At 62.6% G+C, this 14,059-nt stretch carries 13 protein-coding genes; 3 read left to right on the top strand and 10 right to left on the bottom strand.

The annotated features are described in order from the left end of the window. Positions 1–8: 8 nt before the first annotated feature. The 9 genes from IFT75_RS02235 to IFT75_RS02275 all read right to left on the bottom strand — a co-directional run bounded on the left by IFT75_RS02235 (position 9) and on the right by IFT75_RS02275 (position 10,082). Entirely contained in the window at positions 9–713 is a 705-nt protein-coding gene (locus IFT75_RS02235; protein WP_192053076.1) for an ABC transporter ATP-binding protein, read from the bottom strand. Then, entirely contained in the window at positions 706–1,431 is a 726-nt protein-coding gene (locus tag IFT75_RS02240; protein ID WP_192053078.1) for an ATP-binding cassette domain-containing protein, read from the bottom strand. Before IFT75_RS02240 ends, IFT75_RS02235 begins: the two co-directional genes overlap by 8 nt. Then, entirely contained in the window at positions 1,428–2,459 is a 1,032-nt protein-coding gene (locus IFT75_RS02245) for an ABC transporter permease subunit (RefSeq protein ID WP_192053081.1), read from the bottom strand. The genes IFT75_RS02240 and IFT75_RS02245 overlap by 4 nt, the downstream gene beginning before the upstream one ends. Beyond that, positions 2,459–3,328, bottom strand: a complete 870-nt coding sequence (locus IFT75_RS02250; protein ID WP_192053083.1) for an ABC transporter permease subunit — start codon at positions 3,326–3,328, stop codon at positions 2,459–2,461. Before IFT75_RS02250 ends, IFT75_RS02245 begins: the two co-directional genes overlap by 1 nt. A 10-nt stretch (positions 3,329–3,338) precedes the next feature. Continuing rightward, on the bottom strand, positions 3,339–4,577 hold the full coding sequence (locus IFT75_RS02255; RefSeq protein WP_122476150.1) for an urea ABC transporter substrate-binding protein: 1,239 nt from the start codon (positions 4,575–4,577) through the stop codon (positions 3,339–3,341). Positions 4,578–5,065: 488 nt separating this feature from the next. Next, positions 5,066–6,718, bottom strand: coding sequence for an AMP-binding protein (locus IFT75_RS02260; RefSeq protein WP_185794424.1), 1,653 nt, complete (start codon positions 6,716–6,718; stop codon positions 5,066–5,068). Beyond that, positions 6,715–7,455: a nitroreductase gene (locus IFT75_RS02265; RefSeq protein WP_192053085.1), complete on the bottom strand. Its 741-nt coding sequence runs from the start codon at positions 7,453–7,455 to the stop codon at positions 6,715–6,717. The genes IFT75_RS02260 and IFT75_RS02265 overlap by 4 nt, the downstream gene beginning before the upstream one ends. A 12-nt stretch (positions 7,456–7,467) precedes the next feature. Next, positions 7,468–8,856 (bottom strand): MFS transporter, encoded by a 1,389-nt coding sequence (locus tag IFT75_RS02270; RefSeq protein WP_192053087.1) that lies wholly within the window; start codon positions 8,854–8,856, stop codon positions 7,468–7,470. A 206-nt stretch (positions 8,857–9,062) separates the two neighbouring features. Next, on the bottom strand, positions 9,063–10,082 hold the full coding sequence (locus IFT75_RS02275; RefSeq protein ID WP_185794426.1) for an AraC family transcriptional regulator: 1,020 nt from the start codon (positions 10,080–10,082) through the stop codon (positions 9,063–9,065). Positions 10,083–10,295: 213 nt separating this feature from the next. Between IFT75_RS02275 and IFT75_RS02280 the strand changes: the two genes are divergently transcribed. From IFT75_RS02280 to IFT75_RS02290, 3 genes are all read left to right on the top strand, one after another. Continuing rightward, complete coding sequence (locus IFT75_RS02280) at positions 10,296–11,270, top strand: quinone oxidoreductase family protein (RefSeq protein ID WP_192053089.1); 975 nt, start codon at positions 10,296–10,298, stop codon at positions 11,268–11,270. Next, on the top strand, positions 11,267–12,190 hold the full coding sequence (locus IFT75_RS02285; RefSeq protein ID WP_192053091.1) for a LysR family transcriptional regulator: 924 nt from the start codon (positions 11,267–11,269) through the stop codon (positions 12,188–12,190). The genes IFT75_RS02280 and IFT75_RS02285 overlap by 4 nt, the downstream gene beginning before the upstream one ends. 492 nt (positions 12,191–12,682) lie before the next feature. Continuing rightward, positions 12,683–13,330, top strand: a complete 648-nt coding sequence (locus IFT75_RS02290; protein ID WP_192053093.1) for a serine protease — start codon at positions 12,683–12,685, stop codon at positions 13,328–13,330. 94 nt (positions 13,331–13,424) lie between these two features. Here the strand turns inward: IFT75_RS02290 and IFT75_RS02295 are convergent, their stop codons facing one another. Next, complete coding sequence (locus IFT75_RS02295; RefSeq protein WP_122476136.1) at positions 13,425–13,886, bottom strand: PA2169 family four-helix-bundle protein; 462 nt, start codon at positions 13,884–13,886, stop codon at positions 13,425–13,427. Positions 13,887–14,059: the final 173 nt, after the last annotated feature.

The following is a 14,059-nucleotide window of genomic DNA, read 5'->3' on the forward strand; positions in this document are numbered from 1 at the left end:
ATGAATCCTTAAGAATGAAAGCCCATGAAACGCTCGGCAAGCGCTTCGGTGGTGGTGCTGGCAGGGTCGACTTCATCGACCAGTCGACCGTTCTCGATGATCAGGATGCGGTCGGCCAGCGCCGTCAGGAAGTCGATGTCCTGCTCCACCAGAATGATCCCCAGGCCCTGTTCGCGACGCAGGCGCTGCAGGGTTTCGATGATCTCGTCGCAGATGGAGGGCTGGATGCCCTCGGTCGGTTCATCGAGCAGAATCAACTTCGGGTTGCCGCACAGGCAGCGAGCCAGGGCCAGCAGCTGTTGTTCGCCGCCGGACAACGCGCCACCCGGCTGCTCCAGCAGCCGTTGCAGACGCGGAAAATACGCCAGGATCCGTTCGATGGTGGCGCTGGCCTCGGTGAAATTCTTCACGCAGCCCATGCGCAGGTTTTCGCCAACAGTAAGAAAGGGGAAAATCTGCCGGCCCTGGGGCACGTAGCCGATACCGGCCCGTGCCCGCTGGCTGGCGTCGGCGCGGCTCAGGTCCTGGCCGGCGAACCGCACGCTGCCTGACAGCGCCGGCAATTCGCCGATCAGCGCGCGCAGCAGGGTGGTCTTGCCCATGCCGTTGCGGCCGAGCACGCCGATGCAGCTGTCGGTGGCGCTGCGCAGACCGATGTCGCGCAACACAGGCACGCGCCCGTAGCCGGAACACAATCCGTTGACTTCAAGCATGTTTGATCTCCTGTTTGCCCAGATAGGCTTCGCGCACCAACGGGTCTTGGGTCACCTTGGCAAAGCTGCCCTGGGCGAGAATTGCCCCCTGGTTGAACACGGTGACCGTGCCGGCGATCAGGCGAATGAACTCCATGTCGTGCTCGACCACCACCACGGTGCTGTGCGCATTGATCTCCTTGATCAGCTCGGCGGTCTTGCGCACTTCCTGATAGGTCATGCCGGCGGCCGGCTCGTCCAGCAGCACCAACGTCGGCCGCGAGGCCAGAATCATGCCCAGCTCGACCCATTGACGCTGACCGTGGGCCAGGTCGCCGACCAGACGATGACGGTGCTCGGCCAGGTCGATGCGCTGCAGGGTGTGTTCGGCGCTTTGCCGGGCCTGATCGGCGCTCTGCGTACGGCTGGCGGCCAGCCGCAGGTTCTCGAATACATCCAGACCGTCGAACACGCTGGGCGTCTGGGTCTTGATGCCGATACCCATGCGGGCGATGCGGTGCGGGGGCAGGCCACTGATGCGCCTGGCCTGAAAGTGGCAGGTGCCGTGGGTCGGCTTCAACTGCCCACTGAGCAGTTTGAAAAAGGTGCTTTTACCCGCACCGTTGGGGCCGATGAGGCAGCGCAGCTCACCGCTGTGAAGGGTGAAATCCACTGCCTTGACGGCGTGAACACCCCCGAAACTGACCCCCAGGCCCTGGGTTTGCAGTAGCACGCTCATACGACGCTCTCCGGTGGCACGACAGGGCTGGGCGCCGGGCGGCGCTTGAAGAGGCGCGAGGCCAAAGCCCCCAGGCTTGGCAGCAGGCCGCGCGGCAGCAGCATGACGAAGGTCAGCAGAATCGCGCCCAGCACCAGGCCGCTGTCGACCGTTTGCTGTTCACCCAGTCGCGCCATCAGTGCCTGCAGGCCGATGCACGCCAGGATCGGCCCGAACAAGGTGCCGCGGCCGCCGACGATGACCCAGATGATGATCTGCGCCGACTGTGCCAGGCCAAACACGCCCGGGCTGACGAACGCACCCCAGTTGGCGAACAGGCATCCCGCCAGCCCGGCAATGCCGCCGCCCAGGCTGAACACGATCAGCTTGTGCAGGCGCGTGTCGTAGCCCAGCAGCCCGGCACGCTGCTCGTTTTCACGGATGGCCACTACCACCTTGCCGAAGCGGCTGGCGAGCAGCCCGCGCAGGCCCAGGTAGCAGAGAATCAAGGCGCCGCCGATCACCTGGAACAGGGTTTCAGGTTCCAGCACGCGCTCTGGATCGAACGGCACGTTGAGCGTCGGGATCGCCGGAATGCCATTGAAACCACCCAGCAGCGCACTGCCGATGTGGTATTCGCTGCCCGAGGTGGAGTTCATCACGTTGAACAGAATCAACGTCACCGCCAAGGTGATCACGCCCAGGTACACATCACTGATGCCGCCATAGAACATGAAATAGCCCATGGCCGCGGCGAACAGTGCGGGTACGGCAATGGCCAGCAGCACCGGCCAGGTGCTGTCGCCGATGTTCAGCACGCCGATGGCATAGGCATAGGCACCCAGGCCGAAGAACGCAGCCTGGCCGAAACACAGGATGCCGCCAAAGCCCCAGATGAACGCCAGGCTCAGCGCCAGCAAGGCCATGACCAGGTAGATGGTCAGCGAGAGCAGGGTGAACAGGTCCAGCCACTGCGGTAGAACGCCGACCAGCACGGCCGCGAGCACACAGCCCAGCACCGGCAGCAGATCACGAAATGCGACAGGCATCAGAACGCCCTCCGAAAGAAACGACCGGTGATGCCTTGGGGCAATACGCGGATCAGCACGATGGCGGCCAGCAGCAGGGCCACTTCACCGAACACCGGGGTACTGAAGAAGGTCACCACTTGGCTGATGACGCCGAACGCGCCGGCCGCACTCAGCGTGCCGGTGATGACCGCGCTGCCGCCGCCGATCACGGTGATGAAGGCCTTGGCGATGTAGCTGGCGCCCAGCGTCGGGATCACCCCGGTGAGTGGCGTGAGGACCGCGCCGCCGAGCCCGGCCAAGGCCGCACCCAGGCCAAAGGTAAGGCTGTAGATGCGCCCGGGGTTGGCGCCCAGGGCGGCGGCCATCTTGGCGTTCTGCATGGTCGCCCGCGCGCACAGGCCAAACTGGGTGAAGCGCAGCAGCGCCCACAGGCCCAGCAGGACCGCCACGGCCACGGCAATCACGAACAGTCCGTAGCCACTGGTTTGATAGGCGCCCAGGGTAATGCCCGGCAACGGTGAGCTGATGCCCACCGTGGTGTTGCCGAACAGCATGGTCGCCGCACCGGTCAGCCCCAGGCTCAGGCCCCAGGTGGCCAGCATGGTGTCGATCATGCGGCCGTAGAGGTGGCGTATCAGCAGGCGCTCGACCAGCATGCCGAACAGGCCCACGGTGAGCGGCGCCAGCACCAGGATCGAGATCCAGATCGGCACGTGCCAGTGGTGGGTGGCCAGGACGGCCACGTAACCGCCGAGCATCATGAACTCGCCGTGCGCCAGGTTGATGATCTTCATCATGCCGAACACCACCGCCAGGCCGATGCTGAGCAGCACCAGCGTGGCGATGGCGCCGACTATCTGCAGGGAAAAAATCGCAGCCCAATCCATGTCCGTCTCCTTACAGCGCGATGCTGTATTGCTTGGCATCACGGGGGTTCTTGATCAGGTCGCAAACCGCGGCGGTGTCCGAAGGGGCCTGCTGGGCGAAGCTTTCAACCACCTCGAGGCGGCGATCGCGCACCTCGGCGATGTGCACGTCCAGAATGCAGTGGTGGGTGGCCGGGTCGATGCTGACCTTGCCGCTGGGCAGGTCCAGGCTGATGCCTTTCTCCAGCGCTTCGATGACCGCCATGCGTTCGATCGAACCGGCCTGGCGCACGCCCTCGGCCCACAGCATCATGCCCTGGTAGGCGCCCATGGCCAGTTCGGTGATGTACGGGTAGTCGGCGCCGAAGCGCTTGTGGAAGCGTTCGACGAACGCCGTGTTGAGCGGGGTCTGCAGTTCCTGCACGTAGTTCTGGCAGATCAGGATGCCGTTGCACTCTTCGGGCGAGAGCACGATGTGCTCGTTGCCACCGGCGAAGGTGGTCGAGGCGATCGGCAGCTTGCCGGTCATGCCGGCGGCCTTCCACTGGCGGTAGAACGACATGTGCGCGCCGCCGACCAGGGCCGACCAGACGAAGTCCGGCTTGGCTTCCTGGATCTTCGAAATGGTCGCGCCGAAGTTGGTCACGTCGAGCGGGAAGAACTCGATACCCACGCTCGAACCGCCGGCCTGCTCGACGTACTTCTTCACCCAGGCGGTGACGATTTGCCCGTAGTTGTAGTCCGCCGCGACGATGTAGACCTTCTTGCCCCACTTCTGGGTCACGTGGGACACCAGCTTCTCCACGGTCTGCCCCGGCGTCACGCCGGTGCCGAAGAAGTTGCGATCGCACACGCCGCCTTCGTACTGGTTGTCGTAGAAGTACAGCGTCTTGTAGCGGTCCAGTACCGGCCGTACCACTTCGCGTGACGCCGAAGTGATGCCCGCGTGCACCACGGCAGCGCGATCCTTGAGCGCCGCCTGCTGGGCGTACTGCGCGTACAGCTGCATGTTGGACTGGGTGTCGTACTTGATCAGGTTCAACGGCCGACCGAGCAGGCCGCCCTGGGCATTGAGTTCCTCGGTGGCGAATGTCAGCGCGTCCACGATCGGCTTGCCATAGATGTCCAGGCCACCCGAGCTGTCGTACAGCGAGGCGATCTTGATGGCGTCGTCGGCGGCGAAGGCCGACAGGCTCTTGAAGCTCAGCGCCGACAGTGCGGCAGCGGAAATGGCGGACGAACGCAGAAAGGTACGACGATTGATAGCCATGCTCAGTGCTCCTGGAACCAGCCCTGCGTGCCATCGCCTGCCGGTTTGCGCACAGCCGAAGGGGCTGCCCGTGCAAGCACCGGGAAACAGCAATGGAGTGGGGGCTGGATGAGATGCAGGCGAGGGGGGTAGGGCCTGATCTCACGTACCGACGACGCTGTCGGCTGAACGGGTGTCGAGCGTTTCGCTTGTGACCGCAGCCGCATCGTTGGGGCCGGGTCGCCCAGGGCGAAGGCGCCGCTGGAGGAAACAGATGCCGCGTGGGGCGCGACGTTTGCAACAAAGCAATAATCAGGCCGCTGTTATTAACTAAATGTTTTCATTAGTGATTTTTCTGCGGTGCGTTTTTGAGAGCGCAATAGTGTGCTCCAGAATGGGAATCCTGCACTCAAACCGGGCAGGGTCCATCCGATGGGTAACATCAGTGGCAGTGCTCAGCAGAGATTGAACACTGCCCCTATGCAGCGAATGGACCTGCGCAAACGGCTTCACCCTCCGGACGCAAGCCTCGAGATGGCAGCCTTGCTACCTGCACGCTCGCGCAGCACGAATTTCTGGATTTTGCCGGTGGCCGTCTTCGGCAGCTCCGTGAAGATGACCTGTCGCGGGCATTTGAACCTGGCCAGTCGCGTTTGGCAGAACGCGATCAGCTCGGCACCGGTGGGCGCCGCGACACCGGCCTTGAGTTCGATGAAGGCGCACGGTACCTCACCCCATTTGTCGTCGGGCTGGGCCACGACAGCCGCGTGCAGGACGCTGGGATGGCAGTGGATGACATCCTCGACTTCGATCGAGGAGATGTTCTCGCCGCCTGAGATGATGACATCCTTGGAACGATCGGTGATTTGCACGTAGCCACCTTCATGCACCACCGCGATGTCCCCGGTATGAAACCATCCACCTGCGAAGGCCTTGCCGGTGGCCGACGCGTTCTTCAGGTATCCCATCATCACGGTATTGCCGCGCAGCAACAGTTCGCCGGTGGTGACACCATCGTGCGGCACCGCGATCAAGGTGTCCGGATCCGCCACCATCATCCCTTCGAACGTTGCCGCTCGCGTGCCTTGGCGAACCCGGAAGGCGCGCTGCTCGCTGTCCGTCAGCGCGTCCCAGCCGTCTTGCCACACGCAGCTCACCGGGGTGCCGGATACCTCGGTGATGCCATAGACGTGATCCACGTCGAAGCCCAGTGCAACCACGGCGCTGAGCACCGAAGCCGGTGGGGGGGAGCCGGCCGTGAGCACGCGCACAGGTGACCGCAACACCTCGCGATCACGCGCATCGGCAATCATCGCCATGACCACGGGTGCGGCGCAGAAATGGTCCACTCCGTGGGTATCGATGGCATCGAACACGGCCTCGGCACTGACCTTGCGCATGCACACATGAGTGCCCGCCGCTGCGGTGATCGCCCAGGTAAAACACCAACCGTTGGCGTGGAACATCGGCAGCGTCCACAGGTAGCGCGGCGCACGCGGCAGCGGCCAGTTGGTCATCTGCAGCAGGCTCATCAGATAGGTCGCGCGGTGGCTGGTGACGACCCCCTTGGGATCGCCCGTGGTACCGGAGGTGTAGTTCAGGGCGATAGGGTGCCATTCATCGACAGGCCAGACGCCGGCGAAGTCCGGATCGCCGTTGGCGAGCAGCTCTTCATAACCCACCACGCCGATCGATGGCCCCAACGGCGCGAAGGGGTCGTCGATATCGATCACGATCAGCGCCTGATCCAGCCGCTCGAGCGCCGCCGCAACCAGGCTTGCGTATTCGCGATCCACCAGAATGGCCTTGGACTCGGCATGCCTGAGAATGAACGCCACGCCTTCGGCATCGAGCCGGCAGTTGATGGTGTTGAGCACTGCGCCTGATAACGGGATGCCAAAATGCGCTTCGAGCATGGCCGGCGTATTCGGGCACAGAATGGAGACGGTATCGCCAGCGCCCAATCCTCGAGCGACCAGAGCACTGGCCAGTCGCAGGCAGCGCTCGCGCGTCTGCGCCCAAGTCCGCGTGATGGGTCCATACACCACCGCAGCCCGTGTTGGATGGGCCAACGCAGCCCTTTCCAGAAACCCCAACGGGGTCAGGGGGAGGTGATTGGCCGGGGTCTTGTCGAGGCACTCGTTGAGGGCTGCAGGCTTCATGGGCGAGTCTCTTTGTTATTGTGATGAAAGGTGGTGAATGCACTGACCGGTTCGCGCTCCGTGACCAGCTCGTTCTCGACGCTGGAAGCGTCCGCATAGCCCAGGCTCATGCCGCAGACCAGCATTTGCTCGTCGGGAATGCCAAGGACTTCGGCGATGACGTGGTGATACTTCAGAAAGGCGGCCTGAGGGCACGTGTGCAACCCGCGAGCCCTGGCAGCCACCATCACGCTCTGCAGGAACATGCCGTAGTCCAGCAGGCTTCCTTGCTGGAGCACGCGGTCGATGGTGAACAGCAGGCCTACCGGCGCATCGAAGAACCGGTAGTTGCGGCCGTGCTGCTCATGCATGCGTTGCTTGTCGCCCTTGGCGATGCCCAGCAGTCCGTACAGCTCCCAGCCGACTTTCTTTTTCCTGTCCGCATAGGGCGTCACCCACTCTCTGGGGTAGTACTCGTAGGGGTCGAGCAGCTGGTTGGCATGGGCGGGATCGTTGTCTATATCCGCTATGGCGTTGGACAGCTGCCGTTTGGCGTCGCCGGTGACCGCGTGCACACGCCAAGGCTGCATGTTCACGCCCGTCGCGCAGAACCGGGCGACATCGAGGATGCTTTCCACGTCTTCCTGGGCCACGGGGTCGGGAAGAAAAGCCCTGATGCTGCGCCGAGACCTGATCGCCCAGTCCACGGCCTCCACAACCAGGGCGGGGCTTGACGGCGGTTGAGACAGTCGATTCATAAGTGCCCCCAGTCAGGTGGATTTGGAGGTTGCAGGATTCAAGGCCGCACTGTCGGTGGCCGATGGCGCGCGGCGGGGCGAGCGTGCCTGGGAAGAATCGGCGAGGGACTGATTGATCAGCGAAACCGCCGCCGCACCGATCAGCCCGGCAAGGGCGATGGCCATGAAGTTCTGCTCCAGCGGCAAGTGCATCGAGATCAACCAACCGATCAGTACCGGGGCCACGATGGCGCCTATGCGGCCCACGCCCGATGCAAAGCCGACGCCGGTGGCCCTGATGGTCGAAGGGTAGAAATCGCCGGCGTAGGCGTAGGCCAGCAGTTGCGTACCCAAGGTCGATGCGCCGACCGTGAACACCACGGCGTAGAGCAGGCCCGGCGAGCGGGTGTAGGCAAGCATGACCAGCGCCAGGGCGCCGACGATGTAGAAGCACACCAGCACACGCTTGATGTTGAACCTGTCGCCCAGCCAGCCACCGCCCAGCGCGCCGACAATGGCACCGACGTTGAACACGATCACGAAATTCAGTGCCGAACCCAGGCTGAAACCCGCCATCGCCATCAGCTTGGTCAGCCAGGAGTTCAGCGCGTAGACCATGAACAACCCGGTCATGAATGCCGCCCAGATCATGACCGTGCTGAAACCGCGGCCATCGGCGAACAGGTTGCGCACGGGGGAATCCTGTTTGTCGAGGATCTCCGGGTTGCCGGCCATCACCGCATCGTCGGGAATCATGTTGCCGGGATCGAGCTTTCGCGCCACCTCCCTGAGTGCGTCCTGCTGGCCCTGTTTGAGCATGTAGCCGATGGAGTCAGGCATGCTCTTGAGAATGAACGGGATCAGGATCACGGGCAGGCCCGCGACGTAGAACACCCATTGCCAGCCGTGACTTTCGATCAGCTGTTTTGCGGTAAGGGCGACCAGGATGCCACCCACGGAATAACCGGCGAATACCAGCGTTACCAGGCGGGTGCGCAGTTTAAACGGCGAAAACTCGCCCATTTGCGCGGTGCAGATCGGCAGCACACCGCCAATGCCCAGCCCTGCGATGAAGCGCATGACGCTGAAGCTGATGGGGTCGTTGGTCAGCCCGGCACCCGCAGTGAACAGACTGAACAGCGCAACGCAGATGGCCGTCATCTTCGGCCGACCGATGCGATCGGCCAGCGTGCCGAGAAAAATTGCCCCGAGCATGGTGCCGAACAGCGCCGAGCCGGCCATGATGCCGGCACTGGTCGCCTCGATGTTCATGTCCTTCATGATGGCCGGCAGTGCCGCACCCACAACGGCGAGGTCATAGCCGTCGATGATCAGGATGAGCACGCACCAGAACAGGATCAGGCCATGGAAGCGGTTGAACCTTGAATCCTTTGCCAGCGCGAAAACGTTCACGGGTTGCATAGCGTGTCTCCTTCGGTTTTATTTTTGTTTTGAAGTGCACAGGTGTTCTGCCGACCAGGCCATGGCTGGGGTTCGGCTATCGTAGGCGCCGGCATGGAATAGGCCCATGTCCAAAGTCGTCGTTCTGATTGGGGTGTTTGGACAGTCCGGGGTGGGGACAGGAAAGGGACGGATCGTGAATCTTTCAGAAGGGGGAGCAGTGAGGCCTACGTTTCATCGGCTTCGTTGCGGCGATAGCAGCCGGGACTTACGCCCGTCCACTTCTTGAACGCGCGATGGAAGGCACTGGCATCCTGAAAACCGGTTTGCAGTGCGACTTCCACGACCGTCAGCTCTTCACGGCCCAGCAGATGGATGGCCATGTCCCGACGAAGATCATCTTTCAGGCGCTGGTAGCTCAAGCCTTCGATGTGCAACCGTCGTTGCAGCGTCGAACTCGACGTGCCCAGCGATTTTGCCAACTTGTCGAACTCGGGCCAGTCCTCCGGATCCACACCGCGCAGCTTCTGACGAACCTTTGCTCCCGTGCTTTCATCGTTCCGATACTTGACCAGCAAATTGCCGGGCGACTCTTCCAGGAAGGGTGTGAGGGTTGCGGGTGTCTGCACGACCTTGAGGGCGAGGAGGCTGCGATCGAACCGGACGGTGGTCTGGGCGACACCGAACACCAGCGACTCGCAAAAGCGCAGGCGGTAGTCGCTGTCGTCCAAAGGTTGCGCCGGCCGGAAGCCTATGCTTTGGATAGGCAAGCGCCGCCCGCCCAGCCAGCAGAGCAGTCCGTGCACCAGGATCAGCCAGGTGCCATAGCTGAACAGGCGTCTTTCCACGCCGTGGTCGTGAATGACCAGCACCGCCGAGTTGTCTTCGTACGTCAGCTCGCCGTAGACATCGTCCAGGGCGCTGCGCAGAAACATCAGGATCCGCCGCAGCGCCTGCTCCAGCGAGTGGCAGCTCAAGGCCACGTGGCACATGAGGCGAAAGCTGCCTCTGCGCAGCGGGTGGCTGTCGATGGCGAAAAACTCGTCGTCCAGCGCATTGGCCAGCGCAATCCAGAGTCGAGAAAACGCGACTGCGGAGACTCTGGCCTGGGGCGCATCGAGCAACCCTGGGTCGATGCCCGCGTCTCGCAGCACCGGCTGGATGTCGAATCCGCGCTGCACTGCACCGTGCAGGGCTTCGTGCACCAGGCCTATGGAAGTCGTGCCTTTGTCTGCAACTACAGCCATGACGTGTCCCTGTGAGCGATGCACCGAGTGTCGACCCGCGGCCTGAACGGTAAACAAACCTGCAACGACAGGCAATCGGTCCGAGCACAACACATCAATCGTCATCTGATCATTGCTGCACCCAGTGCAGGTATATACTGCAGATTCACCGTCTTGTGTAACGCCGGGCGCGTTTCCATACTCGTCGGCACTATTAACCGACTGGAGAACGACATGGCCGCAGTGATCCGTTTCAATCAACCCGGTGATTCCTCCGTGCTGTGGGAAGACACCGTGGTCGAGCAGGCGCCGGGCGAAGGGCAGGCGTGGCTGCAGCAGGCGGCCGTGGGCGTGAACTACCTGGATGTCACCCAGCGCAATGGTGCGGTCAAGGTACCGCTGCCGTCCGGCTTGGGCCTGGAAGGCGCGGGCACCGTGATCTCGGTGGGGCCAGGGGTGACCAACGTGCAGCCAGGCGACCGCGTCGCCTATGCCACCGGGCCCTTGGGCGGCTACGCGGCGCAAAGGCTCTATCCAGCCGAACGGCTGGTGAAGCTGCCGGCCGGGGTCAGCTTCGAGCAGGCCGCGGCCGTGTTGTTCAAAGGCATCACTGCACAGTACCTGTTGAAATCCACCTACCCGGTAGGCCCCGGTACGACGATGCTGCTGTACGGCGTCGCCGGCGGCCTGGGGCAGATCATGGGGCAGTGGGCCAAGCACCTGGGGGCGTACGTCATCGGTGTGGTGTCCAAACCCGAGAGCATCGAGCGGGCAAAGGCGGTGGGCTGCGACGAGGTGCTGGTATTCGATGCGGCCACGCTCGCCGCGGACGTGGCCAAGCTCACCCAGGGGCGCAAGGTCGATGTGGTCTACGACCCGATTGGTCGTATCTCCTTCGAAGCGTCGCTGGATAGCCTGCGTCCGCGCGGCCTGATGGTGTCGTTCGGCGCATCGTCGGGTGCGCCCGGCGCGGTCGAGCTGTCGACCCTCAACGGCAAGGGCTCGCTGTTCCTGACCCGGCCTTCCATCGTCGCGCACACGGCTTCCACAGCCGAATACCAGGAGCGCGCAGCCGACGTGCTGGCGGCGGTCGAGGCGGGCATCATCACCCCGCGGATCTGGAAGACCTACCCCTTGACCGAAGCGGCTCGCGCCCATGAGGCGCTCGAATCGGGTCAGTCCGCCGGGGCGATCATTCTCGCCCCATGACCCCGGACCTGCTCGACAGTCAGCACAGCGACGAGATCGCCGCCTTCCTGGCCGTGGCCAGCCAAGGCTCGTTCGTTGCTGCCGGTCGCTTGCTCCAGCGTCACCCTACGGTGATCTCCAAGCGTCTGGCCGCCATGGAAAAGCGGCTGGGCGTGCGCCTCATGGAGCGCTCCACTCGCCAGGTCCGGATTACCGAAGTCGGCGCCAAGCTGGAACAACGCCTGCGCGCAGCCCTGAGCCAAATCGTCGAAGCCGAGCAGCAGGCCACGTCAGGCGTTTCCCAGGTGCGCGGGGTCCTGCGCCTGGCGCTGCCAGCGGCCATGGGGCGCCTGTGGGTGGCCCCGTTGCTGCCCGAGTTCTTGAGCGCACACCCCGGTGTGTCGATCGTTGCCGACTACAGCGAGCACGTCGTCGACATCATCGAGCAAGGCTATGACCTGGCCCTGCGCATCGGCGAGTTGGAAGACAGCCGACTGATTGCCAACAAGCTCTGCGACCATCGCCGCATTCTCTGTGCGTCTCCTGCGTACGTGGAACGCTGCGGCATGCCGCTGACGCCCGCAGATCTGATCCAGCACAACTGCCTGCGCTTCAGCGGGCTGGCCTCGTTTCCGGAATGGAAACTGCACCGCGCAGGCTGTCAGGAAAGCGTGACGACGCAAGGCACACTGACATCCAACGACAGCGAAACCCTGCTCAGCGCCGCAATGGCCGGCACGGGCATTCTGGGGGCCGGCGAATGGCTGATGAGCCGCCAACTGGCATCGGGTGAGCTGGTTCAGGTACTGCCCGAATGGCGACTGGACTCGGTGGGCGGAATCTACCTGATACGACCCTCTGCGAAGTTCCCTGCGGCGACCGTCCTGGCATTCAAGGCCTGGATCGAATCGCGCTTCGTCGATGTGCCCCCTTGGGGGTAGGTGTGCGGCGCAAGAGCCATGCTGGCGTCTGACAGCGATATCGGAACCACGTCACAGTAGTAGCATAGTGACATTAAAGACTTCCTCGACCCGTCCGATACCCCTCTCACTGTGCAAGCAAAAGAAATGGCCATGTGCCATTATTTCGGTTGCCGGTGAAAGATGGGTGATGTCATAATGGCATCATCGGCCACTACGTCCTGAATTTTGGAGCGTTGTGGTTTTGGTTGGCCGGACGTGTCGTTCGAAGGCTCGCAATGCTTCGCGATCATGCCCACCAACACCCGATCACGCTGTCAGTCACGATCCGACAGGATCGCCAGGGAACAATGGCGGCCTGGAACACCGCGTAGCGCACCCATTAACGCGCCGGTTTCCAGGGTCTTTACAAACGCTCGCGCAAGCGAATCCATTCTCATCCAGAGGGATGAGAACCACGCAAGCAAGGTTGCTTTTATAGTCCCAGAAATGGGATTGCTACACTGGAACACGATGAATCGATCTATCTGCCTGATGTTCGGCCTGCTTCTTTCCGGCTGCAATGGCATGCCAACTCCCTTTGTCAGCGATGCCGCCTACAAAGACGCTTTCATGGTCACCTCGAGTCTTCCCGCCCCTCTTCTGTATCAGGCCTCGGCCGTGCAATGGAACGAGGACTACGCCGTTTCTGCCAAGCACACCCCTTACCTCAGTGACGTTGCGCACCGTGGTCGTGGCGATGTGGTCTTTATCAAGCGCAAGGCTCCGACGGCTCCTCACTGGCGTCAGGCGTCGGTCGGTGAAAACGTCACCGCCGTCGGCTTCAGTCCACTGTTGATGCCCGTCAAAGGCAGCGGCAAGGTGAAGGAAGGCAAGTTGCTGCTCAGCAACCTCAACGATGGCGTGCTCTATTCCATTCACGATGGTCCGAGCGCCATGGGCATGTCGGGTGGTCCGGTGTATGCGGATGACGGCTCGGTAGTCGGCATTACGGTGGCATTCGTGCCGACGCGCTACACCCAGTCCATGACCAATACCGACCTGGCCGACGCCAAGCGAGTGAGTGTGTTCATGAGCTACAAGGAAATCGACAAGGAATGGCATCGCTTTCAGGGCGACGTCAAGGTACCGGCCCCAGTCATGGGCTATGTGACACGTTGAGTGGATCGGGTGGAGGCGGGGGTGTTGTCAAGGCGGGGGACGTTGCGGAAGAAGCACGGCTCGGGCGGCCTTGGCAGCCGCCCAAGCCCCTCACTCATTTCTGAGCGCGAGCTGCGTCACGCAGTGCCTTGATCTTGTCATGATTGCGCATGACGCCATCGAACTGCTTCTGGATCACGGCGCGTACCTCAGGGGTCACGTCATGGTTTTCCAGCGCTTTGGTGTAGCTCTTCTTGGCAACATCTTCGCCACGCTCTGCTTCGTTGAGCAGTGCGACGTCGTCCTTGCCGGTGATGGCCGACTTCAGGTCAACCCAGCGACGGTGCAGATCGCCTGCAACGCTGGTGGTGGTTTCGGGTTCGCCACCCAGCTTGCGTACTTCGTTCTGCAGTTCTGCAGCACCGCTGGCGGTGTCGGAAGCGGCGGCTGCGAAGACTGCCTTCAGCTCAGGGTTGTTGGTGTTTTCGGCGAGATCCTTGAAACCAGCCTCACCATCTTTCGATGTTTCGATGAGGTCGTTGAGTACCTTGATCGTTTCTTTATGAGCGTCGGTCATTTCAAAATCTCCTTGGTGGACGGTCTGGCTCAGACCCAAGAGGCAGCCATGGCGTAGGCATGGTACGTACGCTGTGTTTAGGTCGCCCTGTTTGGCGGAAGGTTCCGATTTTTTTGAAATGGGCGGCTTGCCAGTCTTTTCAGGCACGTTGTCGTGGATCGCAAATCGGCCAA

The sequence above is a fragment of the Pseudomonas sp. CFBP 8758 genome (genome assembly GCF_014841725.1).
GTDB classification, from domain to species: Bacteria; Pseudomonadota; Gammaproteobacteria; order Pseudomonadales; family Pseudomonadaceae; genus Aquipseudomonas; species Aquipseudomonas baltica.

What these genes read in the sequence shown, in the direction of transcription:
- IFT75_RS02235 (WP_192053076.1), bottom strand. Translation starts at nt 713, where the DNA reads ATGCTTGAAGTCAACGGATTGTGTTCCGGCTACGGGCGCGTGCCTGTG.
- IFT75_RS02240 (WP_192053078.1), bottom strand. Translation starts at nt 1,431, where the DNA reads ATGAGCGTGCTACTGCAAACCCAGGGCCTGGGGGTCAGTTTCGGGGGT.
- IFT75_RS02245 (WP_192053081.1), bottom strand. Translation starts at nt 2,459, where the DNA reads ATGCCTGTCGCATTTCGTGATCTGCTGCCGGTGCTGGGCTGTGTGCTC.
- IFT75_RS02250 (WP_192053083.1), bottom strand. Translation starts at nt 3,328, where the DNA reads ATGGATTGGGCTGCGATTTTTTCCCTGCAGATAGTCGGCGCCATCGCC.
- IFT75_RS02255 (WP_122476150.1), bottom strand. Translation starts at nt 4,577, where the DNA reads ATGGCTATCAATCGTCGTACCTTTCTGCGTTCGTCCGCCATTTCCGCT.
- IFT75_RS02260 (WP_185794424.1), bottom strand. Translation starts at nt 6,718, where the DNA reads ATGAAGCCTGCAGCCCTCAACGAGTGCCTCGACAAGACCCCGGCCAAT.
- IFT75_RS02265 (WP_192053085.1), bottom strand. Translation starts at nt 7,455, where the DNA reads ATGAATCGACTGTCTCAACCGCCGTCAAGCCCCGCCCTGGTTGTGGAG.
- IFT75_RS02270 (WP_192053087.1), bottom strand. Translation starts at nt 8,856, where the DNA reads ATGCAACCCGTGAACGTTTTCGCGCTGGCAAAGGATTCAAGGTTCAAC.
- IFT75_RS02275 (WP_185794426.1), bottom strand. Translation starts at nt 10,082, where the DNA reads ATGGCTGTAGTTGCAGACAAAGGCACGACTTCCATAGGCCTGGTGCAC.
- IFT75_RS02280 (WP_192053089.1), top strand. Translation starts at nt 10,296, where the DNA reads ATGGCCGCAGTGATCCGTTTCAATCAACCCGGTGATTCCTCCGTGCTG.
- IFT75_RS02285 (WP_192053091.1), top strand. Translation starts at nt 11,267, where the DNA reads ATGACCCCGGACCTGCTCGACAGTCAGCACAGCGACGAGATCGCCGCC.
- IFT75_RS02290 (WP_192053093.1), top strand. Translation starts at nt 12,683, where the DNA reads ATGAATCGATCTATCTGCCTGATGTTCGGCCTGCTTCTTTCCGGCTGC.
- IFT75_RS02295 (WP_122476136.1), bottom strand. Translation starts at nt 13,886, where the DNA reads ATGACCGACGCTCATAAAGAAACGATCAAGGTACTCAACGACCTCATC.